At 58.2% G+C, this 21,662-nt stretch carries 21 protein-coding genes; 14 read left to right on the forward strand and 7 right to left on the reverse strand.

Annotated features, from left to right (window positions below; all coding sequences use genetic code 11):
• Positions 1-134: 134 nt before the first annotated feature.
• From UR504_RS06345 to mnmH, 4 genes are all read left to right on the forward strand, one after another.
• Positions 135-344 carry a YdgH/BhsA/McbA-like domain containing protein gene (locus UR504_RS06345; RefSeq protein ID WP_111963370.1) on the forward strand — a complete coding sequence of 70 codons (210 nt, stop codon included), beginning with the start codon at positions 135-137 and terminating at the stop codon, positions 342-344.
• 171 nt (positions 345-515) lie between these two features.
• The gene (gene purE, locus UR504_RS06350; protein WP_014882834.1) at positions 516-1,025 is read left to right on the forward strand and encodes a 5-(carboxyamino)imidazole ribonucleotide mutase; all 510 of its coding nucleotides are present in this window, start codon (positions 516-518) and stop codon (positions 1,023-1,025) included.
• Entirely contained in the window at positions 1,022-2,089 is a 1,068-nt protein-coding gene (purK, locus tag UR504_RS06355; RefSeq protein ID WP_302234304.1) for a 5-(carboxyamino)imidazole ribonucleotide synthase, read from the forward strand. The genes purE and purK overlap by 4 nt, the downstream gene beginning before the upstream one ends.
• Before the next feature lie 84 nt (positions 2,090-2,173).
• Complete coding sequence (mnmH, locus tag UR504_RS06360; protein WP_274242250.1) at positions 2,174-3,244, forward strand: tRNA 2-selenouridine(34) synthase MnmH; 1,071 nt, start codon at positions 2,174-2,176, stop codon at positions 3,242-3,244.
• Between the two features lie 87 nt (positions 3,245-3,331).
• Here the strand turns inward: mnmH and UR504_RS06365 are convergent, their stop codons facing one another.
• The 3 genes from UR504_RS06365 to ybbA form a co-directional block, all read right to left on the reverse strand.
• Entirely contained in the window at positions 3,332-4,477 is a 1,146-nt protein-coding gene (locus UR504_RS06365; protein ID WP_115874391.1) for a porin, read from the reverse strand.
• 184 nt (positions 4,478-4,661) lie between these two features.
• Complete coding sequence (gene ybbP / locus UR504_RS06370) at positions 4,662-7,076, reverse strand: putative ABC transporter permease subunit YbbP (protein ID WP_274242248.1); 2,415 nt, start codon at positions 7,074-7,076, stop codon at positions 4,662-4,664.
• Positions 7,073-7,759, reverse strand: coding sequence for a putative ABC transporter ATP-binding protein YbbA (gene ybbA, locus UR504_RS06375; RefSeq protein ID WP_149366094.1), 687 nt, complete (start codon positions 7,757-7,759; stop codon positions 7,073-7,075). The genes ybbP and ybbA overlap by 4 nt, the downstream gene beginning before the upstream one ends.
• On the opposite strand from ybbA, the gene tesA reads away from it, so the two are divergent.
• Genes tesA through UR504_RS06390 form a run of 3 tightly spaced genes read left to right on the forward strand, consistent with a single transcriptional unit; the run spans position 7,730 to position 10,065 of the window.
• Positions 7,730-8,353, forward strand: a complete 624-nt coding sequence (gene tesA / locus UR504_RS06380) for a multifunctional acyl-CoA thioesterase I/protease I/lysophospholipase L1 (RefSeq protein WP_032661743.1) — start codon at positions 7,730-7,732, stop codon at positions 8,351-8,353. The two genes, ybbA and tesA, sit on opposite strands and share 30 nt — an antisense overlap.
• Before the next feature lie 28 nt (positions 8,354-8,381).
• The gene (locus UR504_RS06385) at positions 8,382-9,152 is read left to right on the forward strand and encodes an SDR family oxidoreductase (RefSeq protein ID WP_023617270.1); all 771 of its coding nucleotides are present in this window, start codon (positions 8,382-8,384) and stop codon (positions 9,150-9,152) included.
• A 58-nt stretch (positions 9,153-9,210) separates the two neighbouring features.
• Positions 9,211-10,065 (forward strand): co-chaperone YbbN, encoded by an 855-nt coding sequence (locus UR504_RS06390; RefSeq protein ID WP_302234298.1) that lies wholly within the window; start codon positions 9,211-9,213, stop codon positions 10,063-10,065.
• Positions 10,066-10,116: 51 nt separating this feature from the next.
• Here the strand turns inward: UR504_RS06390 and fetB are convergent, their stop codons facing one another.
• Both fetB and fetA read right to left on the reverse strand, forming a co-directional pair.
• Complete coding sequence (gene fetB, locus UR504_RS06395) at positions 10,117-10,899, reverse strand: iron efflux ABC transporter permease subunit FetB (protein WP_115874387.1); 783 nt, start codon at positions 10,897-10,899, stop codon at positions 10,117-10,119.
• Entirely contained in the window at positions 10,892-11,563 is a 672-nt protein-coding gene (gene fetA, locus UR504_RS06400) for an iron efflux ABC transporter ATP-binding subunit FetA (protein WP_115874386.1), read from the reverse strand. Before fetA ends, fetB begins: the two co-directional genes overlap by 8 nt.
• Positions 11,564-11,706: 143 nt before the next feature.
• On the opposite strand from fetA, the gene UR504_RS06405 reads away from it, so the two are divergent.
• Genes UR504_RS06405 through UR504_RS06415 form a run of 3 tightly spaced genes read left to right on the forward strand, consistent with a single transcriptional unit; the run spans position 11,707 to position 13,966 of the window.
• On the forward strand, positions 11,707-12,558 hold the full coding sequence (locus UR504_RS06405; RefSeq protein ID WP_252092607.1) for a hypothetical protein: 852 nt from the start codon (positions 11,707-11,709) through the stop codon (positions 12,556-12,558).
• 44 nt (positions 12,559-12,602) lie between these two features.
• The gene (locus UR504_RS06410) at positions 12,603-13,517 is read left to right on the forward strand and encodes an SPFH domain-containing protein (protein ID WP_008499312.1); all 915 of its coding nucleotides are present in this window, start codon (positions 12,603-12,605) and stop codon (positions 13,515-13,517) included.
• On the forward strand, positions 13,514-13,966 hold the full coding sequence (locus tag UR504_RS06415) for an NfeD family protein (protein WP_032656590.1): 453 nt from the start codon (positions 13,514-13,516) through the stop codon (positions 13,964-13,966). Before UR504_RS06410 ends, UR504_RS06415 begins: the two co-directional genes overlap by 4 nt.
• On the opposite strand, the gene cueR is transcribed toward UR504_RS06415, so the two are convergent.
• A complete protein-coding gene (gene cueR, locus UR504_RS06420; protein ID WP_021241620.1) occupies positions 13,963-14,373 on the reverse strand; it encodes a Cu(I)-responsive transcriptional regulator in 411 nt (136 codons plus the stop codon). The two genes, UR504_RS06415 and cueR, sit on opposite strands and share 4 nt — an antisense overlap.
• Before the next feature lie 108 nt (positions 14,374-14,481).
• Here cueR and copA point away from each other — a divergent pair, with 108 nt between their 5' ends.
• The 3 genes from copA to ybaK all read left to right on the forward strand — a co-directional run bounded on the left by copA (position 14,482) and on the right by ybaK (position 18,504).
• The gene (copA, locus tag UR504_RS06425) at positions 14,482-16,980 is read left to right on the forward strand and encodes a copper-exporting P-type ATPase CopA (RefSeq protein WP_302234293.1); all 2,499 of its coding nucleotides are present in this window, start codon (positions 14,482-14,484) and stop codon (positions 16,978-16,980) included.
• A 50-nt stretch (positions 16,981-17,030) separates the two neighbouring features.
• Positions 17,031-17,825 (forward strand): TraB/GumN family protein, encoded by a 795-nt coding sequence (locus UR504_RS06430; protein ID WP_302234291.1) that lies wholly within the window; start codon positions 17,031-17,033, stop codon positions 17,823-17,825.
• A gap of 199 nt (positions 17,826-18,024) precedes the next feature.
• Entirely contained in the window at positions 18,025-18,504 is a 480-nt protein-coding gene (ybaK, locus tag UR504_RS06435; RefSeq protein ID WP_248172712.1) for a Cys-tRNA(Pro)/Cys-tRNA(Cys) deacylase YbaK, read from the forward strand.
• A gap of 90 nt (positions 18,505-18,594) precedes the next feature.
• On the opposite strand, the gene ushA is transcribed toward ybaK, so the two are convergent.
• A complete protein-coding gene (ushA, locus tag UR504_RS06440) occupies positions 18,595-20,247 on the reverse strand; it encodes a bifunctional UDP-sugar hydrolase/5'-nucleotidase UshA (protein ID WP_143344776.1) in 1,653 nt (550 codons plus the stop codon).
• 169 nt (positions 20,248-20,416) lie between these two features.
• On the opposite strand from ushA, the gene UR504_RS06445 reads away from it, so the two are divergent.
• Complete coding sequence (locus UR504_RS06445; protein ID WP_274242243.1) at positions 20,417-21,625, forward strand: MFS transporter; 1,209 nt, start codon at positions 20,417-20,419, stop codon at positions 21,623-21,625.
• The last annotated feature ends 37 nt before the right edge of the window (positions 21,626-21,662 follow it).

Here is a 21,662-nt window from a genome sequence, read left to right on the forward strand (position 1 = left end):
CCTCAAAATTCATTCTATTTTTTTGAACAATATTGGCAAATTGTTTCGATTTTAATCAGTCCGTGGTCGGTCTACTATTTATCACATCAGGGCAAAAAGCCCTATCCAAAACAAAATACTTAAGGAATACGACCATGAAATCCATCAAAACTTTCGTTGCAGTTGCTGCTCTTTCTCTGGCTTCTTTCGGTTCTTTCGCTCAAAGCGTGAGCGCAACTGCCTCTACCCTTGACCGCGCAGAAGCGAAAATCGCTGCACAGGCTGCTGAACAGGGTGCGTCTTACAAAATCACCAGCGCGAAGGTCGACAACCGCGTCTATATGACCGCAGAACTGACGAAATAATGATTGCACATCGACGAAAACAGACCGCCAGAATGCGGTCTGTTTTGTTATGAATTGACGGCAACAACGGCTCAAGATTTAACCGCGCAACCGTTTTCCTTGCCCGTATAACATGCTATTCTCTGTGCCCTCGAAAGCAGTGTGTTTCGCACCACAGGAGTTTTAAGACGCATGTCTTCCCGCAATAATCCGGCGCGTGTCGCCATCGTGATGGGGTCCAAAAGCGACTGGGCTACCATGCAGTTCGCCGCCGAAATCTTTGAAATCCTGAATGTTCCGCACCACGTTGAAGTGGTCTCCGCGCACCGTACGCCTGACAAACTGTTCAGCTTCGCAGAAAGCGCCGAAGAGAATGGTTATGAGGTGATCATTGCCGGCGCGGGCGGCGCAGCACATCTGCCGGGCATGATTGCCGCCAAAACCCTGGTACCGGTTCTGGGCGTCCCGGTACAAAGCGCCGCGTTAAGCGGTGTGGATAGCCTCTACTCCATCGTCCAGATGCCGCGCGGTATTCCTGTCGGCACGCTGGCTATTGGCAAAGCGGGTGCCGCCAATGCCGCCCTGCTGGCTGCGCAGATCCTGGCGACACACGATAAAGCGTTGCATCAGCGTCTGGCGGAGTGGCGTAAAGCCCAGACCGACGAAGTGCTGGACAATCCAGACCCGCGGGGTGCGGCATGAAGCAGGTTTGCGTCCTCGGTAATGGCCAGTTAGGCCGCATGCTGCGTCAGGCCGGTGAACCTCTGGGGATTGCCGTCTGGCCCGTCGGGCTGGACGCCGAGCCGGAAGCCGTCCCATTCCACCAGAGCGTGATCACCGCCGAGATCGAACGCTGGCCGGAGACCGCTCTGACCCGCGAGCTGGCGCGTCACAACGCTTTTGTTAACCGCGACGTGTTCCCAATCATTGCCGACCGTCTGACGCAAAAGCAGCTGTTCGACAAGCTCGGTTTGCCGACCGCACCGTGGCAGCTCCTGTCCGATAAAAGCGAGTGGAACGACGTCTTCGCCATGCTGGGCGAGCTGGCGATCGTGAAGCGCCGCGTGGGCGGCTACGACGGCCGCGGCCAGTGGCGCCTGCGCGCAAACGACACCGCCGAGCTGCCGGACGACTGCTACGGCGAATGCATTGTTGAGCAGGGCATTAACTTCAGCGGTGAAGTCTCGCTGGTTGGCGCGCGCGGGCACGACGGGCATACCGTCTTTTATCCGCTGACGCATAACCTGCACCAGGACGGCATTCTGCGCACCAGCGTCGCCTTCCCGCACGCCAATCCTGACCAGCAGGCGCAGGCGGAAGAGATGCTCTCTGCCATCATGCACGAGCTGGGCTACGTGGGCGTCATGGCGATGGAGTGTTTTGTGACGCCGTCTGGCCTGCTAATCAACGAGCTGGCACCGCGCGTGCACAACAGCGGCCACTGGACGCAAAATGGCGCGTCCATCAGCCAGTTCGAACTGCACCTGCGCGCCATCACCGACCTGCCGCTGCCGCAGCCGGTGGTCAATAGCCCGTCGGTGATGATCAACCTGATCGGCACCGATCTGAACTGCGACTGGCTGAAGCTGCCGCTCGTGCATCTGCACTGGTATGACAAAGAGGTTCGCGCGGGTCGTAAGGTCGGTCACCTGAACCTGAACGACAGCGACACGGGCCGCCTGAGCGCCACCCTGGAAGCCATGATCCCTCTCCTGCCGCCGGAATACGCGAGCGGCATCGTCTGGGCACAGTCAAAGCTCAAGTAAGACATCTGCGCCGGGGAGTTGACCTTCCCCTTCCCCGGCGTACAATCCCCGCCCATTGCTGCTGAGTTTTCTTCTGGAATAACCATGAACGATGGAACGGACTATCGCGCGATCCTCGCGTCTGATACCCCTTTAATCGACGTTCGCGCGCCGATCGAATTTGCCCAGGGTGCGATGCCCGCCGCCATTAATCTGCCGTTGATGAATGACGACGAGCGCGCCGCCGTCGGCACCTGCTATAAACGCCAGGGCCCCGAGGCCGCGCTGGCGCTCGGCCATCGTCTGGTGAACGGCGACACGCGTGAAGCACGCACCAACGCCTGGCGGGAAGCCAGTCTTGCCCATCCTGAGGGCTTTCTCTGCTGCGCGCGCGGCGGCCAGCGCTCGCATATCTCGCAGGCCTGGCTGAAAGAGGCGGGTATCGACTACCCGCTGATCCGCGGCGGCTATAAAGCCCTGCGCCAGACGGCGATTCAGGTGACCATTGAGCAGTCGCAAAAGCCGATGGTGCTTATTGGCGGCTGTACCGGGAACGGTAAAACCCTGCTGGTGAAGCAGCACTCGCAGGGTATTGATTTAGAAGGGCTGGCGCACCATCGCGGTTCGTCGTTTGGCCGCACGCTCACGCCGCAGCTTTCCCAGGCCAGCTTTGAAAATCACCTTGCGGCTGAGCTCCTGAAAAAAGACGCCGCACGCTGGGTGCTGGAAGATGAAGGCCGGATGATTGGCTCCAACCACCTGCCGGAGTGCCTGCGCGACCGCATGGTTGAAGCCCCTATCGTTGTTGTCGAAGACCCGTTTGAAGTCCGTCTTGAGCGCCTGCGCGAAGAGTATTTCGACCACATGTGGGCGGATTTTTCTGCGGCCTACGGTGAAGAAGCGGGATGGAAAGAATACAGCGAGTACCTGCATCACGGCCTGTTCGCCATTCGCCGCCGCCTGGGGCTGCAGCGCTTTGCGGAATTTACCGCGCTGTTAGATTCCGCGCTGTTGGAACAGCAACGATCTGGCCGTACGGACGCGCACTTCAGCTGGCTTGCGCCGCTGCTGAACGACTATTACGACCCGATGTACGGCTATCAGCTGGAGAAAAAGGCGGAAAAGATTGTCTATCGCGGGACGTACGGCGAGGTCGCTGACTGGCTTAATCGCTGAAAAAAGCCGGGTGGTGGCTACGCCTTACCCGGCCTACGCGTGCATTTGTAGCCCCGGTAAGCGCAGCGCCACCGGGGAACAGACGGCTTAGAAGTCGTAACGCAGACGCACCAGGTTCATGTCGCCCAGGTTGTCGGTGCTGGAAGTGAACACGTGTTCGTAATCCACGCGGAAACCGTAATCCAGCTGGAAGCTGATACCCACGCCGTTGTCGATGCGCTGGTAGTTACGGCCGTTCACGTACTCAATGCGGTCACCCATGAAGTAAGGCTGGATGGATTTAACCGCGTACTGACCGACTGGGAATTTATAACCTGCGAAGTACTCAATACCCCACGCGTCGCCCGCAAAGTAATCGTTAACAGACACTTTTTTGGTGGTAAGGAAGTTCTGGTACCAGCCGCCGCCTGCGGAGAAGGTCCAGTTGTCCGGGGTCCAGCTCAGCGCGGTACCGAGAATGTTCTGGTCGTAGGTTTTGCTGTCGCCGTTGTCCGGGTTACGCATGTCGGCGCGGGTGTAGTTCCACGCGGCGCCCCAGGTCAGGTCGGTAGTCAGGTGGTAATCCAGGCCCAGCGAGCCGCCGCCTTTACGCTTGTAGCGCAGGCCGTTGCCCGGCAGGTATTCACTGTCTTCAAACAGGTAGGATGCATAAATGTCAGCATCGCCCACGGTTTTCTTATATTTCAGCATTTTACGTGAACGGTAAGAACCGTCGTAATCGCCTTTGATCCCGTTACCCGGCGCCTGACCAATCATGTCGTAGTCCCAGATATCGGTTTTCGCGCCCACCACATCATAGTAAACGCTGTTCTGTTGACCGAAGGTCAGCGTACCCCAGGTATCGCTCTTGAGACCGGTGTAGAGCATACGACGCGTCGTGTCGTGATCGCTCTCGCTGTAGTGGTTATCCCAGTTGAACATTGCAGGGAAGTTCACGCCCAGCTCGTAGTAGCTTACCCAGCTGATATCATCAAACAGGTAGTAATCTGCAGCGAAACGGAAGCGGGTACCGCCGTCAAAACCGTTACGCTTGTAGCTGTTTTTACCGTCGTCGCCGGTCATGTTCTGGAACTGAGGACGAATGCTGCCGCCAACGGTGAAGTTCAGGCGGCTCAGCGGGTTACCCGCCTGAGGATCCTGCTTAAGAACCGTGATTTCCGCCTGAGAAGCGAAGGTAGTCAATGCCACTGCCGCGCCGATCGTTGCCGCCAGCGCTGATTTTTTTATAGTCATTATTTTTCCCTTAATAGACACGCTGCTAAATATTTAGCGGGTGAATATTAACTGGAAATAATCGGGCCGTGTGGTCGGTTTTTTAATGTTTTGTGCTACTAAATGAGTGGGTATTATCACTTTGTGCCATTTTAATACTACGCGCCGGAATTAAAAACCGACGCGTAATTATCACAGTGCTAAATCAACTGGCAAACTGACGGAACAGGGCTTTGCCCTTTAACAGCCGCGTGCCGAGCCAGCCTCCGCAGAGAGAAAGCAGCGCAGCGCCGCACAGAGGCAGGATCAACCAAAGACGCCAGTCAGGCTCCCAAGGGAAGTCGAAGACCTTTGTCTGCAGCACCGCCAGCGCCGTCTCTGCGCCAATGGCGGCCACCAGACCGGCCACCAGCCCCAGCAGCGCAAACTCGCTCCAGAGCGTCATTCGCAGCAGCCGCTTTCCGGCCCCCAACGTACGGTAAACCACCAGCTCCTGATGGCGCTGGCGCATGCCCACCTGCACCTGGGCCAGCAGCAACAGCACGCCGCAGATCGTTACCAGCACCACCATGACCTCCAGCGCACGGCTCACCTGCTCCAGCACCTGCCCCACCTGTTTGAGGATCGCGCCGATATCCAGCAGGCTGACCGTCGGAAACTCCCGGTTGAGCTGGGTCAGCATGCCGTTGCCGTTTTCCCAGCGGAAGCTGGTCAGCCAGCTCTGCGGCTGACCGTCCAGCGCCCCCGGCGGGAAGATAAAGAAGAAGTTGGGCCGCAGGCTTTCCCAGTCCACTTTACGCAGGCTGGTGACCTTCGCGGTAAAATCCTGGGTATCGCCGGTAAAGGTGACGCTGTCCCCCAGCTTCACGTTCAGGCGCGTCGCCAGCCCCTCCTCCATCGACACCTCCCCCGCTTTTGGCGGCCAGGTGCCGGCGGTTATCGGGTTGTGGTCAGGGCGTTTCTCCTGCCAGGTCAGGTTCAGCTCGCGGTTAAGCGACTCGTCCTTGTTCCCCTCCGTTGGCTGCCCGTTGATCTGCGTCAGACGCGCACGCACGATGGGGTAGAACGACTCGGGAATAATGTGATGCTCCGCCAGGAAGCCCTTCAGCGGCGTAACCTGCTCAGGCGCGATATTGATCAGGAAATAGTTCGGGCTTTCCGGTGGAAGCTGCTGCTGCCAGCGGTCGAGCAGATCGCCGCGCAGCACCAGCAGCAGCGCCAGCAGCATAAACGACAGCGAGAACGCCGACAGCTGGCTGAGCGTAGACCAGGGCTGGTGCAGCAGACGATTGACCGCCAGGCGCACGGGCAGCGATTTTACCGTCACCCTTTTCAGGAGGTTGAGTAGGATCCAGCCCAGCACGCCGCACAGCAGCGCCAGCACAACCGCTCCGGCCAGCACCGCCCACAGCAGCGTGCTGCCGCCCATCAGCCACGCCAGCAGCCCCACCGTCACCGCAATAATCACCGGAAGGTAGAACTTCAGCGGCCAGACGTTCGCCACGACATCGTTGCGGAGCACGCGCAGCGGCTGAGTGGCGAGCAGCAGGCGGTAGGGTCGGAGCCCCACCAGCACCGAGATCACCGTCATCGCGCCCATCGCCCACAGCCACGGCCAGAGGCTGGCCGGCGGCAGTGCGGCCGGGAGCACCGGTTTCAGCATCACCATCAGCAGTTTTTCAAACAGCAGCCCTATTATTCCGCCGGTCAGCGCGGACAGGACCAGCAGCATCAGCCACTGGCCGACAATCAGCTTACGCAGCTGCGCCCGGCCCGCCCCGAGGGTTTTGAGGATCGCCACCAGGTCGTAGCGGCTGCGGCAGTAGTGCCCCATCGCCACGGCCACCGCCGCCACCGCCAGCAGCAGGGTCAACAGGGCCGAAAGCAGCAGGAACTGCTGAGAGCGCTCCAGAGATTTACCCAGCGCCCCCTCATCCTGCTCCAGCCCGTACCAGCGGTGCTCTGGTTTGAGCTGCGGCTGAAGCCATTTTTCATACGCGGCAAGCTGGGCGGGCGTGCCGCCAAACTTATAGCGCCAGGTGACGCGGCTGCCCGGCTGTACGGCATGGGTGGCCGCGACATCAGCGGTGTTCATCAACAGGCGAGGCGCAAGCTGGAACGGGTTAAAACCGCCGTCGGGCTCCTGCACCACTTCTCCGGCGATTTTCAGCGTGGCGTCGCCCACGTCGATACTGTCTCCAGGTTTCAGGTTCAGCAGCGCCATCAGACGCGATGCCAGCAGCACCGTACCGGGCGTCGGCTTTAATCCCGGCGGGCTGGTCTGTAAGTCACCGTACATCGGGTAGATATCATCGACGGCCTTGACGCTCGCCAGCTGCGGCGTGTCGCCCGCGAAGGTCATGGTCTGGAAGGTGATTTGTTCCCCCACCTTCAGCCCTTCTTTGCGCGCTGCTTCAATCCAGCCCGACGGCACGGGGCGGGAGCTTTCCAGCGCCCTGTCTCCCGCCATAAACTCCCGGCTCTGCTGGCTGAGCCCTTTTTCCATGCGGTCACTGACGCTGCCGAGCGCCAGCACGCAGGCCACCGCCAGGCTGAGCGCCAGCCAGACAATCAGCAGCGAGGGCGAGCGCCACTCGCGCCAGAACCAGCGGGTAATCATGCTTCCTCCTGCAGAACGCCGTTCACCAGCCGCAGGCGACGGTCGCAGCGCGCCGCGAGCTGCGGATCGTGGGTCACGAGGACAAGCGTAGTGCCGTGCTCGCGGTTGAGCGAAAATAGCAGGTCGGCAATCCGGTCTCCGGTTTTACGGTCAAGGTTGCCGGTAGGCTCATCGGCAAACAGCACCTCAGGGCGGCCGTTAAACGCGCGGGCCAGCGCCACGCGCTGCTGTTCACCGCCGGAAAGCTGGGCGGGAAGATGGTCGAGACGTTTACCCAGACCGAGCTGTTCCAGCAGCGCCTTCGCGTGAGCGCGACTTTCACGGCTATTTTCACCGCGCAGCAGCGCCGGGAGCTCGACGTTTTCCAGCGCGTTCAGGGTCGGGATCAGCATAAAGGACTGAAAGACAAAACCAACGTGACGCGCGCGCAGCGCGGCGCGCGCCTCTTCATCAAGCTGATGCAGCGGCTGCCCGACAAGGTGGACCTCGCCGCTGCTGCCGTCGTCCAGACCGGCTAAAATCGCCAGCAGCGTGGACTTGCCGGAACCGGATTCGCCAATCAGCGCGATGGTTTCAGCGCGTTTGACAACGAGTTCAACTCCGGTAAGGATGGAAAGCTCGTGCTCCCCCTGACCGACGGACTTCTTAAGATGATGAACTTCAACACTGTTTTCCGCTGGCATTTGCCCTTCCTGTTTTTGATTCTGATGACCTTCCGCGCGGCGGCAGCGGACACGTTACTGGTTCTCGGCGACAGCCTGAGCGCAGGCTATCGCATGGCGGCCAGCGCGGCCTGGCCCGCCCTGCTCAATGACAAATGGCAGAGCAAAACGTCTGTAATCAACGCCAGCATCAGCGGCGATACCTCGCAGCAGGGTTTATCGCGCCTGCCTGCGCTGCTCAAACAGCATCAGCCGCGCTGGGTGCTGGTTGAGCTTGGCGGTAATGATGGATTGCGCGGTTTCCAGCCTCAGCAAACCGAGCAAACGCTGCGCACCATTCTGCAGGACATCAAGGCGGCAAACGCCCAGCCGCTGCTGATGCAAATTCGCCTGCCCGCCAACTACGGTCGTCGGTATAATGAGGCCTTTAGCGCGATCTACCCTAAGCTTGCCAAAGAGTTTGATATTCCGCTGCTGCCATTTTTCATGGAAGAGGTCTATCTCAAACCCCAGTGGATGCAAGACGACGGGATCCACCCCAATCGCGATGCGCAGCCGTTTATTGCCGACTGGATGGCAACGCGGCTGGCTCCTTTAGTTAAACATGACTCCTGATTAAGCGGAGATCCTGACAGGTAAAGTTATGCAAAAATCGGTCTTAATTACAGGATGTTCCAGTGGAATCGGCCTGGAAAGCGCGCTCGAACTGAAGCGCCAGGGGTTTCGGGTTCTGGCGGCCTGTCGTAAACCTGACGACGTCGAACGCATGAACGGTCTGGGCTTTACCGGCGTGCTGCTGGATATGGACTCGCCGGAAAGCGTTGAGCGCGCCGCCGATGAGGTGATCGCGCTGACCGGTAATCGTCTGTACGGGCTCTTTAATAATGCCGGCTACGGCGTGTATGGCCCGCTGGATACCCTCTCCCGCGAAACGCTGGAGAAGCAGTTTTCGACCAACTTCTTCGGCGTGCATCAGCTCACCATGCGTCTGCTCCCCGCGATGCTGCCGCACGGTGAAGGGCGCATCGTGATGACGTCGTCGGTGATGGGACTGATTTCCACCCCGGGCCGCGGCGCCTACGCCGCCAGTAAATATGCGCTGGAGGCCTGGTCCGACGCCCTGCGCATGGAGTTACGCCACAGCGGCATTAAGGTCAGCCTGATTGAGCCCGGCCCGATCCGCACCCGCTTTACCGAAAACGTGAACCAGACGCAGGCAGATAAACCGGTCGAAAACCCCGGCATCGCCGCGCGTTTTACCCTCGGGCCAGAGGCGGTGGTAGCCAAAGTGCGCCATGCTTTTGAGAGTGAACATCCCAAAATGCGCTATCCGGTAACGCTGGTCACCCACGCCGTAGGCTGGTTAAAGCGCCTGCTGCCGGGCCGGATAATGGACAAAATTTTGCACGGTTGAGTTGAAGCGACGACGCTCATCCCCATGTAAAGAACAAACCGACAAAAGAGAAAGCCGCATGTCCGTACAGAATATCGTCAATATCACAGAAGCTAACCTGCAACAGACCCTTGAGCAGTCGATGACCAAACCGGTCCTGTTCTACTTCTGGTCTGAACGCAGCCAACACTGCCTGCAGCTGACGCCGGTGCTGGAAAGCCTTGCCGCCCAGTACAACGGTCAGTTCATTCTCGCGAAGCTGGACTGCGACGCCGAGCCGATGGTCGCGTCTCAGTTTGGCCTGCGCGCCATCCCGACCGTCTATCTGTTCCAGAACGGCCAGCCTGTTGATGGTTTCCAGGGGCCGCAGCCGGAAGAGGCGATCCGCGCCCTGCTGGATAAAGTGCTGCCGCGCGAAGAAGAGCTGAAAGCGCAGGAAGGCATGGCGCTGATACAGGAAGGCAAATACGACGAAGCGCTGCCGCTGCTCAAAGAGGCGTGGCAGCTGTCGAATCAGAACAGCCAGATTGGCCTGCTGCTGGCGGAAACGCAGATCGCCCTGCACCGCTCAGAAGACGCGGAAGCCGTACTCAAGACAGTTCCGCTGCAGGATCAGGACACCCGCTATCAGGGGCTGGTTGCACAAATTGAGCTGCTGAAACAGGCCGCGGACACCCCTGAAATTCAGCAGCTGCAGCAGCAGGTTGCCGACAACCCGGCCGATGCCGCGCTGGCAAGCCAGCTGGCGCTGCAGCTGCATCAGGTGGGGCGTAACGAAGAAGCGCTTGAGCTGCTGTTCAGCCATCTGCAAAAAGATTTAGCCGCCGCGGACGGTCAGGCGCGCAAGATGTTCCAGGAGATCCTGGCCGCGCTGGGCACCGGAGACGCGCTGGCGTCGAAGTATCGTCGTCAGCTGTACGCGCTGCTGTACTGATAAAAAAAGCCCGGTGGCGGCTTCGCCTTACCGGGCCTGGAAAAGCCGATATTACCCCGTCTTTTTCAACTGCGTCACCACCAGCTGGTGGCGCGCGTTGTAGAACTTCCGATAGGTCAGGTAGCAGGCAATGATGGTGGACAGGCTTGCCGTGGAAAGCAGCATAAACGTCACCATGATCTGATACTTAATCGCTTTTACCGGATCGATACCGGCAAAAATCAGCCCCGACATCATGCCCGGCAGGCTCACCAGCCCCACCGTTTTGGCGGAATCCACGGTCGGGATCAGCGATGAGCGAATGCTCTCGCGAATCAGCCGCGCCGAGGCCACTTTAGGCGTCGCCCCCAGGCTTAGTTTCTCCTGCAGCTGCTGTTGTTCGCTGCTGAAACGCTGGCCGAGATTGTTGTAACAGAGCCCAACGGCCACCATCGCGTTCCCCGCGATCATCCCCGAGATAGGGATAACCTGCATCGGCGTAAACTCAATCGAGCCGGAGAGCACCAGCACCGCCAGCGTGAGCGCCGTTCCGGTGGTAATCGCGATAAACGATGAAACAAACGCCTTATCAATGTATTTACTGCGCTTTTGCGCATTCCACGCCGCGTTAAAGCAGATAAAGAGCACCATCAGCAGCGTCAGCACCGCGTGGTTAACGTTGAAGATATACTTCAGCACATAGCCGACGATGATGAGCTGAACCACCGCGCGGCAGATACTCCACACGATATCTTTTTCCAGCCCCAGCTTTTCCCGGTAGCTGACCACAATCGCAATCAGCACCAGCACCATCGAAAAGGCCAGAGATTCGTTGGTAATGTTATGTTCACCCACGGTTTGCCTCCTGCATTTTTCCGCCGTGCGGCTGGAGCGTAATCACGTCATCCGCATGGGTTATTTCGTTAGCGTCGTGCGTCACCCACAGCACGGCAATGTTCTGCTCCCGGGCGTAACGATGAATAATCTCGTTAACGTTGCGCTTGTTGACGTCATCGAGCGCGCTGGTGATTTCGTCCAGCAACAACACCTTCGGTAAAAACTGCAGGTTGCGGATCAGCGAGACCCGCTGCTTTTCGCCGCCCGACAGCGCGTTGATGGATTTGGTCAGCGTCTCCTGCGCCAGGCCAAAGCGGGCCAGATCCTGGATAAACTTTTCCGGCTCCGGCGTTTTATTGCGGATTTGCCACGGGAAAATCAGGTTGTCGTAAACCGTATCGCCAAAAAGCACGGGCGTTTGCACGCAGTACGAGACCTGCTGGCGATAGCTTTCCGGGGAAAGCGACGCGATATCCTCGCCTTCAAACAGAATGGCTCCCTCCGTCGGGCTGAGGAGTGATGCCACAATTTTCAGCAACGTGCTTTTACCACAGCCTGAGGGACCCGTGATTAATTTAAACTCGCCCGGCGACAGGCTAAACCCGACGTGCTGCAGGATCGTGTTTTCCCCGACTCGAAACCCGACGTCCCTGAGATGCAAAAGGTTTTTTTTATCGTTCATTGCGCTTCCGTTAACCGCTTCGTGTAATAACCGCCTGTAGCATAATCCTTTCGCCCGCACAGCGCGAATAGCCTCACGCTGAAGCAAGTGTTAAACTTTTTGTTTATAAATTGTCACCACCATCACTACAGGAAGTATGCAGCATGGCACATATATTTTATGAGTTTCCTTCCCTGAAGCCTGGTGTTCCTGATGTCGAAACATTAATGGAAGTCATCAAATCGTCGGAACTCACGCGTTTTGTGATAGGTGCAGAGGTGGTGGACTTTGTTAAGAAGGCGCTCATCGTGAACACCACGATCGGCAGCTTCAAAAATTGCTATTTCGCCTTCGACAACGGAACACACTTCCTTGAATTTGATGGTAAAGGGAAATCAAAACGCTTCAATGAGGTGCCGGACTGGTTCGTCTCTCCGGCGGAATTTTCACGCACCCAGTGGCTTATCAACCACGATCTTGCGGATGTGAAAGCCACCCGGTTCATTGAGGTCCTGATGTCCTACCCGCTGAAAGCGCGCCGTGCGCACTGTAATTTGTTATTCGGGCTGGAGCTGGAAAAGGTGAATGCGGTTCCGGCCGCGGCGTCAGCGGCAGGCAAAATCGGCAATAAAAACGGAAAAACCACCAAACCCCGCGTCACCGATCTGGGCTCGTTCGAGCTGTTCAGCCAGTTCTTTGCGCGCATGAAAACCGCCGTGCTGGCCGATGAGTTCCCTACCCTGCAGATCCTGACGGGCATGGATAACCTGGCAAAAGCGCCGCATAATTTAAAGCAGGGTATCAGAACCTGGTTTAAAGCCATCGCGGGCGACCTTCCACCGAATAACAAACGCGTTGAGGCGGGAAATGCCGTTCTGTTCTGCGCCCCCATTCGCGAACAGATCCAGCGTATCGAAGCGCTGGGGCTGGAGAATTACTACCAGGGATTATCGAAAGCCATTGCCGAAGCGGGTGATGGATTCATCTCTGACTTTACCTATACTTACGAGCAATAAACACACACTTTCACTCGTCACAGCATGCAAAACAGGAGGTTTTTATGCTTATCGTTGTTCCTGTCCTTATTTTCGTTGCGCTGGTTATCGTAGGCGCCGGCGTCAAAATTGTCCCTCAGGGCTATCAGTGGACCGTCGAGCGTTTCGGTCGCTACACCAATACCCTCCAGCCAGGCTTAAGCCTGATTGTTCCGTTCATGGACAGAATTGGTCGCAAGATCAACATGATGGAGCAGGTTCTGGATATTCCGTCCCAGGAAGTAATCTCCAAGGATAACGCCAACGTCACCATCGACGCCGTCTGCTTTATTCAGGTGATTGACGCGCCGAAGGCGGCCTATGAGGTCAGCAACCTGGAGCTGGCGATCGTCAACCTGACGATGACCAACATCCGTACCGTGCTCGGCTCGATGGAGCTGGACGAGATGCTTTCCCAGCGCGACAGCATCAACACCCGTCTGCTGCACATTGTCGATGAGGCCACCAACCCGTGGGGGATCAAAGTTACCCGTATTGAGATCCGCGACGTGCGCCCGCCAGCGGAGCTGATTGCCTCCATGAACGCCCAGATGAAGGCCGAGCGAACCAAGCGCGCCTATATTCTGGAAGCCGAAGGGGTACGCCAGGCGGAGATCCTCAAAGCGGAAGGTGAAAAACAGTCGCAGATCCTGAAAGCGGAAGGCGACCGTCAGTCCGCGTTTTTGCAGGCGGAAGCGCGTGAACGTTCAGCCGAAGCGGAAGCCCGCGCCACCCAGATGGTGTCCGAGGCAATCGCCGCCGGTGATATCCAGGCCGTGAACTACTTTGTCGCGCAAAAATATACCGACGCGCTGAAAGAGATTGGCTCGGCGAACAACAGCAAAGTGGTGATGATGCCGCTGGACGCCAGCAGCCTGATGGGCTCTATCGCGGGCATAGCCGAACTGATCAAGGACAGCGGAAACGAGCGTAAAAAATGATTGAGCTCATCGTTGCACATCCTCACGCCTTCTGGCTAAGCCTCGGTGGCTTATTGCTGGCGGCGGAGATGCTGGGCGGCAACGGCTACCTGCTCTGGAGCGGTGTTGCCGCCGTCATTACGGGTCTTCTGGTCTGGATCCTTCCCCTGGACTGGGCGTGGCAGGGCGCGCTGTTCGCCGCGCTGACGCTGGTGGCCGCCTGGCTGTGGTGGCGCTGGCTTAACCGGCGGGTCAAAGAGCAGAAACCGGTCGACGCCCACCTTAACCAGCGCGGACAGCAGATTGTCGGCAAACGTTTTACGCTCGACACCGCGCTGGTGAACGGGCGCGGGCACATGCGGGTGGGCGACAGCTCGTGGCCAGTGGTGGCCGACGATGACCTCAGCGCCGGCACGCGGGTGGAGGTCATTGCGGTAGAAGGCATTACCCTGCGGGTAAAAGCCTGCTAAGCGTGGGTTTTTCGGTGGCAGCAGCCGGCAAGGTTATCGATAATCGGGCAGTCGGCGCTGTCATCCCCCGGACAGGAGTCCGCGAGCTGCAGCAGCTGTTCGCGCATCGCCTGCAGCTCGACGATGTGGCGTTCAATTTCGGCCACCTTTTCCAGCGTGCGTTTTTTCACGTCGGCGCTGTGACGCTTCGGATCGTTGAACAGATTAACCAGCTCGCCGCACTCTTCCAGATTAAAACCAACCTGTCTTGCCTGGCGAAGCAGCGTCAGCTCATCCAGATGCAGCTGCGTGTAGCTGCGGTAGCCGTTTTCACTGCGCAGCGGCGGCGTGACCAGCCCCTTCTCTTCATAAAAGCGAATCGCTTTGCTGGTTAAGCCGGTTTTTTTTGCCACGTCACTGATATTCACAATTCCCCCTTGACCTTCCCCTTGATGGAAGGTTTAACCTTCATAACAGTTAGCGAAAAGCGTTACTCCGGTCAACTACTGACCAGTTCATTATACGGGAGTTTTGTTATGTCTCACACTATCGACCTGACGCTGGACGGCCTCTCCTGCGGCCACTGCGTCAAACGCGTTAAAGAAAGCCTGGAACAGCGCCCTGATGTGGAAAGCGCTGACGTGACTATCGATCATGCCGCCGTCACCGGCAGCGCCAGCGCGGATGCGCTGATCGATACCATCAAGCAGGCCGGTTACGGGGCGGAGTTAAGCCACCCAAAGGCTAAACCGCTGGCAGAGTCATCATCCCCGTCGGAAGCACTGACAGCGGCCACTCCTGAGCTTCCGGTAGCGGATGATATTGATGACAGCCAACAGCTGCTGATCAACGGCATGAGCTGCGCCAGCTGCGTCTCCCGGGTACAAAACGCCCTGCAGGCGGTACCGGGCGTCGCCCAGGCACGGGTTAATCTTGCGGAGCGTACTGCGCTGGTGATGGGCAGTGCCTCCGCCGCAGAATTAGTGCAGGCCGTTGAGAAAGCGGGCTACGGCGCGGAGGCCATCGAAGATGATGCAGAGCGTCGCGAGCGCCAGCAGGAAACGGCTATCGCCACCATGAAGCGCTTCCGCTGGCAGGCCATCGTCGCCCTGCTGGTGGGTATTCCGGTGATGGTGTGGGGCATGATGGGTGACAATATGATGGTCACCGCTGACAACCGCACCCTGTGGCTGGCGATCGGTCTGATTACCCTGGCGGTGATGGTATTCGCAGGCGGTCATTTCTATACCAGCGCCTGGAAGAGCCTGAAAAACCGCACCGCGACGATGGATACGCTGGTTGCGCTCGGTACCGGCGCGGCGTGGCTCTATTCGATGAGCGTCAACGTCTGGCCACAGTGGTTCCCGATGGAAGCGCGGCATCTCTATTATGAAGCGAGCGCAATGATTATCGGCCTGATCAACTTAGGCCATATGCTGGAAGCCCGCGCCCGCCAGCGCTCCTCGAAAGCGCTGGAAAGATTGCTTGATTTAACCCCGCCGACGGCCCGCGTGGTCACGGACGAGGGGGAAAAGAGCGTTCCATTGGCCGAGGTTCAGCCCGGCATGACGCTGCGTCTGACCACGGGGGACCGCGTTCCCGTTGACGGTAAGATAACCCAGGGCGAAGCCTGGCTGGATGAAGCGATGCTGACCGGGGAGCCTATTCCCCAGCAGAAATCAGATGGCGACGCCGTGCATGCCGGTACGGTGGTGCAGGACGGCAGCGTGCTGTTTACCGCCAGTGCCGTCGGCAGCCACACCACGCTGTCGCGTATTATTCGCATGGTGCGCCAGGCCCAGAGCAGCAAGCCGGAGATTGGCCAGCTTGCTGATAAAATCTCGGCCATTTTTGTGCCGGTGGTGGTCGGCATTGCCCTGCTGAGCGCGGCTATCTGGTATTTTTTCGGCCCTGCACCGCAGATTGTGTATACCCTGGTGATCGCCACCACGGTGCTGATCATCGCCTGTCCTTGCGCCCTGGGCCTCGCGACGCCGATGTCGATTATCTCCGGCGTAGGCCGCGCGGCCGAATTTGGCGTACTGGTGCGGGACGCGGACGCGCTGCAGCGGGCCAGCACCCTGGACACGCTGGTGTTTGATAAAACCGGCACGCTGACCGAAGGTAAACCACAGGTGGTCGCCGTTACGACCGCTGGCATTACCGAAGAAGAGGCGCTGCGGCTTGCCGCCGCGCTGGAGCAAGGCTCAAGCCATCCGCTGGCGCGCGCCATTCTCGATAAAGCCAATGCGTCTGCCCTGCCGCAGGTGAGCAATTTCCGCACCCTGCGCGGGCTCGGCGTGAGCGGTGAAGCAGAAGACCACGCGCTGCTGCTGGGCAATCAGGCGTTGCTCAATGAAAACGGTATTGATACCGCCGCGCTGGAAAACGAGCTGAAGGCGCAGGCGTCACAGGGCGCCACCCCGGTTCTGCTGGCGGTGGATGGCAAAGCCGCCGCGCTGCTGGCCGTGCGCGATCCGCTTCGCCAGGACAGCGTGGATGCCTTACAGCGCCTGCACCGTGCGGGCTACCGTCTGGTGATGCTGACCGGGGATAACCCGACCACCGCCAACGCCATCGCGAAAGAGGCAGGAATTGATGAGGTCATTGCAGGCGTACTGCCGGACGGCAAAGCGGACGCCATCAAGAAACTGCAAAGTCAGGGCCGTCAGGTGGCGATGGTCGGCGACGGCATTAACGATGCCCCGGCGCTGGCCCAGGCGGACGTGGGGATCGCAATGGGCGGCGGGAGCGATGTCGCCATCGAAACCGCAGCCATCACGCTGATGCGCCACAGCCTGATGGGCGTTGCCGACGCGCTGGCCATTTCAAAAGCCACGCTGCGCAACATGAAGCAGAACCTGCTGGGGGCGTTTATCTACAACTCGCTCGGCATCCCGATTGCTGCCGGCATTTTGTGGCCGCTGACCGGCACGCTGCTTAACCCGGTGGTCGCGGGTGCGGCAATGGCGCTCTCCTCCATTACCGTGGTAAGTAACGCCAACCGCCTGCTGCGGTTTAAACCGAAGGATTGAACCTTGTACCCGTACGCGCTAGCATGAGCCTTTCTGTTCATGGAGCGCGTATGGGTCTGTTTCATCGTATAAAAACATCGTTTCGCGCCCTCTTTCCTCGCCGTTATGCCTGGCCCGGTCTGGATATCTCGCTTCCCGGCGGGCAGCACCTGCACCTGGTCGGCAGCATCCATATGGGCACGCAGGATATGTCTCCCCTGCCCTCGGGCCTGATAAAACTGCTTAAACACGCCGACGCGCTGGTCGTTGAGGCGGACATTTCGGGTCAGGAGTCGCCGTTTGCCGGGCTCGAAAGCGATCTCAGCCTGGCGGAACGTCTGGATGATGCCAAGCTTGCGGAACTGACGCGCGTCGCCGATGAGACGGGCGTCTCGCTCTCCATGATTGACACCCTGCCGCTGTGGCAAATCGCGATGATACTGCAGGCCACGCAGGCGCAGTGTCTGGGCCTGCGCGGTGACTACGGCATTGATTACCAGCTGCTGAACGCGGCAAGGGCGCGCAGCCTGCCCATCATCGAGCTGGAAGGAACGGACAGCCAGATTGCCCTCCTGAGACAGCTTCCCGACGACGGCCTGATGCTGCTGGATGATACGCTGACCCACTGGCACACCAACGCGCGCCTGCTGCAAACGATGATTGGCTGGTGGCTGGATGCGCCGCCAGCGGACGGCAGGCTGGCGTTACCATCAACGTTCAGCGAATCGCTGTATGATGTGCTGATGAATGCGCGTAACAAAGCCTGGCGAGAGACGCTGCATGCTTTACCTGCGGGGCATTACGTGGTGGCGGTTGGGGCGTTACATTTGTACGGGGAAGGGAACTTGCCGTCGTTGCTGAAATAAAAAAATGGCCAATATTTCTATTGGCCCGTCAAAGAGGAATTTCATCGTTTTTATTATGCCGAAGGAGACCTTCGGTTGAGCCGATTGTCGCTCAAAGTGACCATCACTGCCAATACTATTGCGCAAGATGGTGCTATTTTTTAGACAAACGTCAGGCGTATGCTGGCTGCATGAATTGTCTGTCGTAAGAAGGATAGCTATGACTCCCGCCGTTAAATTACTCGAAAAAAACAACATTTCTTTCCGGATCCACACCTACGATCACGATCCGAATGAAACCAACTTTGGTGATGAAGTGGTGCGCAAGCTGGGGCTGAACGCTGACCAGGTTTATAAAACGCTGCTGGTGGCGGTGAACGGCGATATGAAGCACCTCGCCGTCGCGGTGACGCCCGTGGCAGGACAGCTGGATCTGAAGAAGGTCGCCAAAGCGCTGGGGGCGAAGAAGGTGGATATGGCGGATCCCATGGTGGCGCAACGCACCACGGGCTACCTGGTGGGCGGGATCAGTCCGCTCGGACAGAAAAAACGCCTGCCGACGCTGATCGATTCTCCTTCACAGGAATTTGACACCATCTTTATATCCGGCGGCAAGCGCGGGCTGGACATTGAGCTGGCGGCGGGAGATCTGGCGAAAATGCTGGACGCGAAGTTTGCGGATATTGCGCGACGGGATTGAGCAAATTGCCCGGTGGCGCTGCGCTTACCGGGCCTACGATTCGAATGCAGGCCGGGTAAGGCGAAGTCGCCACCCGGCAACACAACCGCACTACTGCCAGCTCACCTCACCTTTCGGCTCATACGCATTCACGTCAATCGGCGAATTCTGCTCGATATACTGCTTCAGCACTTCCGCATCGATAAAGCCGGTATTCACGTATCCCGGCTTATTATCAATATGCGGATAGCCGTCGCCGCCGGTGGCATTAAAGCTTAACGTTGCCAGACGGTAGGTTTTCGCCGGGTCAACCGGTTCGCCTTTGATCTTCAGGTCGTTAAGCTTGCCGTCTTTCGCTACGAAGCTCACGTTGGCAAACTGTGGATAGGCCCCGGAATCCGGCTTCATCTGCGCCACGGCGGTCAGGTACTCAACAACCTCTTTCCCGCTCATGTCAGCATAAACCACTACGTTGCCGAACGGCTGCACCTTCAGAACGTCTTTATAGGTGATGTTTCCACCTTCGATGGAATCTCGAATACCGCCGCCGCTCATCACCCCAAAATCAGCCCCGGTGCGCGCCATTTGCGCCGCCAGCACCAGGTGCCCCATGTTGGTCTGCACGAAGCGAACTTTACTGCGGTCCCCCTCCAGACGCCCGTTCAGCGTGCCGATTTTCACGTCCAGCTGCGCCTTGCCTTTGTTCTGGAACGGCGTCAGCAGGGAGAGCATCTGCTGGTTTTCTGCGATTTCTGGCGTGTAAAGTACGCGCTCGCTCTTCCCGTCCGGGTAGGTCACTTTCTTCTTCAGGTTGACCGGGATAAGCTGATAATGAACCAGCTTCATCTCGCCGTTACGGAACTCAAAGTCCGCCCGGCCCACGTATTTGCCCCACTCGTGCGCCTGTACGATCCAGATACCGTTCTGACGGTCCGGCGCGCACGGCGTCCCCGGGACATAGTCCACCTGCTTTTTGTTCTCGGATGCCATGCATACCGGATCCTGTGAGTGACCACCCACAATCATCGCCAGCGAGCCCGCCGGCAGGCTGCGCGCCATCTCCACGTCGCCCGGCGCATTGGAGCCGTGCTCACCGTTGTCGTAGTGCCCCATGTGGGTGGTGGCGATAATCACGTCCGGCTTTTCGTTTTGCTGCAGCTCCTGAATCACCAGCTTCGCTTCGTCTGCCGGTTTGCGAAATTCGATATCGGTAAAGAACTCGGGATTGCCAATTTTCGCCGTGTCGTCGGTGGTTAAGCCGATGACCGCGATCTTCAGATCCTGACGCTTAAACAGCGCCCACGGCTTGAACAGGCGTTCGCCGGTGCTTTTCTGGTAAATGTTGGCGGAGAGGAACGGGAATTTGGCCCACTTCTCCTGCTGACGCAGGACGCTCAGCGGATTATCAAACTCATGGTTACCGACGGCCATCGCGTCGTAGCCAATCAGGTTCATGCCGCGGAAATCGGGCTCGGCGTCCTGCAGGTCGGATTCCGGCACGCCGGTATTGATATCGCCGCCTGAGAGCAACAGCACGCTGCCCCCCTGGGCCGCCACCTCTTTACGTATTCCATCCACCAGCGTTTTTTGTGCCGACAGGCCATATTCGCCGTATTCACTGCGCCAGAAATGGCCGTGGTGGTCGTTGGTATGCAGAATGGTGATTTTATAGGTTTTGTCTTTTTCATACGCCTGCGCGGGCAGGCTTACCAGCCCCCACGCCGCGATGAGCGCCAGCGCGACGCCCCGCTTCATTAACTTCATCTTCTCTCTCCCTGACCAATAGACAAAGGCAGAAATTACAGTGACTAATAAGAATAGACAAATAAGTTTTCAGAATTGCGACTTTCTTCAAATGTCCCGGGCGGGTATGTTAGTCGGATAATAATTACACCCTGCACCTCTAATAACTAAAGACGTGGTACTTCTCTCTATGGCAATCAGTGAATCAACTCAGCCCGTTCCGGGCGCGCCGGCGTCGCGCACCTCCTTTAAAGTCTTAGGCGCAATCAGTCTCTCGCACCTGCTCAACGATATGATCCAGTCGTTGATTCTGGCAATTTACCCGCTACTGCAGTCCGAATTTTCGTTAACCTTCGTGCAGATCGGGATGATCACCCTGACCTTCCAGCTGGCTTCCTCGCTGCTGCAGCCGGTGGTGGGCTACTGGACGGATAAATACCCGATGCCGTGGTCGCTGCCGGTTGGCATGTGCTTTACCTTAAGCGGGCTGGTGCTGCTGGCCATGGCCGGGAGTTTTGAAGCCGTGCTGATTGCCGCCGCGCTGGTAGGCACCGGCTCGTCCGTGTTCCATCCGGAGTCTTCCCGCGTGGCGCGCATGGCGTCCGGCGGTCGTCATGGCCTGGCGCAGTCACTTTTCCAGGTGGGCGGTAATTTTGGTAGCTCTCTCGGCCCGCTGCTGGCCGCGGTGATTATTGCCCCGTACGGTAAAGGCAACGTGGCGTGGTTTGTGCTGGCCGCGCTGCTGGCGATTATCGTGCTGGCACAGATTAGCCGCTGGTATGCCGCTCAGCATCGCGTGAATAAAGGAAAACCTAAAGCGAAGGTTATCAATCCCCTGCCGCGCAATAAGGTTATCCTGGCGGTTTCCGTCCTGCTGGTGCTGATTTTCTCGAAATACTTCTATATGGCGAGCATCAGCAGCTATTACACCTTTTATCTGATGCAAAAATTCGGATTATCGATACAAAACGCGCAGATCCACCTGTTTGCCTTCCTGTTCGCCGTCGCGACCGGTACGGTCATTGGCGGGCCCGTGGGTGATAAGATCGGGCGGAAATATGTCATTTGGGGCTCTATCCTCGGCGTGGCGCCCTTTACCCTCATTTTGCCGTACGCCAGCCTTGAATGGACGGGCATTTTAACCGTGATTATTGGTTTTATCCTCGCCTCCGCGTTTTCCGCCATTCTGGTCTATGCCCAGGAGCTGCTGCCCGGACGTATCGGTATGGTTTCCGGACTGTTTTTCGGTTTCGCTTTCGGCATGGGGGGGCTTGGGGCAGCGGTTTTAGGAATGGTTGCGGATCACACCAGCATCTTCCTGGTTTATAAAATCTGCGCTTTCCTGCCACTTCTTGGGATGTTGACCATATTCCTGCCTGATAACCGCCACAAAGCGTAAATTACGGGCAGCCAAAGTTTGACTTTGGCTGCCTGAC

Source organism: Enterobacter sp. 241F3, assembly GCF_034106785.1.
GTDB classification, from domain to species: domain Bacteria; phylum Pseudomonadota; class Gammaproteobacteria; order Enterobacterales; family Enterobacteriaceae; genus Enterobacter; species Enterobacter vonholyi.

Bases quoted from the DNA above. Each gene is read 5' to 3' on its own strand.
- UR504_RS06345 (WP_111963370.1), top strand. From the start codon at position 135: ATGAAATCCATCAAAACTTTCGTTGCAGTTGCTGCTCTTTCTCTGGCT.
- purE (WP_014882834.1), top strand. From the start codon at position 516: ATGTCTTCCCGCAATAATCCGGCGCGTGTCGCCATCGTGATGGGGTCC.
- purK (WP_302234304.1), top strand. From the start codon at position 1,022: ATGAAGCAGGTTTGCGTCCTCGGTAATGGCCAGTTAGGCCGCATGCTG.
- mnmH (WP_274242250.1), top strand. From the start codon at position 2,174: ATGAACGATGGAACGGACTATCGCGCGATCCTCGCGTCTGATACCCCT.
- UR504_RS06365 (WP_115874391.1), bottom strand. From the start codon at position 4,477: ATGACTATAAAAAAATCAGCGCTGGCGGCAACGATCGGCGCGGCAGTG.
- ybbP (WP_274242248.1), bottom strand. From the start codon at position 7,076: ATGATTACCCGCTGGTTCTGGCGCGAGTGGCGCTCGCCCTCGCTGCTG.
- tesA (WP_032661743.1), top strand. From the start codon at position 7,730: ATGAACTTCAACACTGTTTTCCGCTGGCATTTGCCCTTCCTGTTTTTG.
- ybbA (WP_149366094.1), bottom strand. From the start codon at position 7,759: ATGCCAGCGGAAAACAGTGTTGAAGTTCATCATCTTAAGAAGTCCGTC.
- UR504_RS06385 (WP_023617270.1), top strand. From the start codon at position 8,382: ATGCAAAAATCGGTCTTAATTACAGGATGTTCCAGTGGAATCGGCCTG.
- UR504_RS06390 (WP_302234298.1), top strand. From the start codon at position 9,211: ATGTCCGTACAGAATATCGTCAATATCACAGAAGCTAACCTGCAACAG.
- fetA (WP_115874386.1), bottom strand. From the start codon at position 11,563: ATGAACGATAAAAAAAACCTTTTGCATCTCAGGGACGTCGGGTTTCGA.
- UR504_RS06405 (WP_252092607.1), top strand. From the start codon at position 11,707: ATGGCACATATATTTTATGAGTTTCCTTCCCTGAAGCCTGGTGTTCCT.
- UR504_RS06410 (WP_008499312.1), top strand. From the start codon at position 12,603: ATGCTTATCGTTGTTCCTGTCCTTATTTTCGTTGCGCTGGTTATCGTA.
- UR504_RS06415 (WP_032656590.1), top strand. From the start codon at position 13,514: ATGATTGAGCTCATCGTTGCACATCCTCACGCCTTCTGGCTAAGCCTC.
- copA (WP_302234293.1), top strand. From the start codon at position 14,482: ATGTCTCACACTATCGACCTGACGCTGGACGGCCTCTCCTGCGGCCAC.
- UR504_RS06430 (WP_302234291.1), top strand. From the start codon at position 17,031: ATGGGTCTGTTTCATCGTATAAAAACATCGTTTCGCGCCCTCTTTCCT.
- ybaK (WP_248172712.1), top strand. From the start codon at position 18,025: ATGACTCCCGCCGTTAAATTACTCGAAAAAAACAACATTTCTTTCCGG.
- ushA (WP_143344776.1), bottom strand. From the start codon at position 20,247: ATGAAGTTAATGAAGCGGGGCGTCGCGCTGGCGCTCATCGCGGCGTGG.
- UR504_RS06445 (WP_274242243.1), top strand. From the start codon at position 20,417: ATGGCAATCAGTGAATCAACTCAGCCCGTTCCGGGCGCGCCGGCGTCG.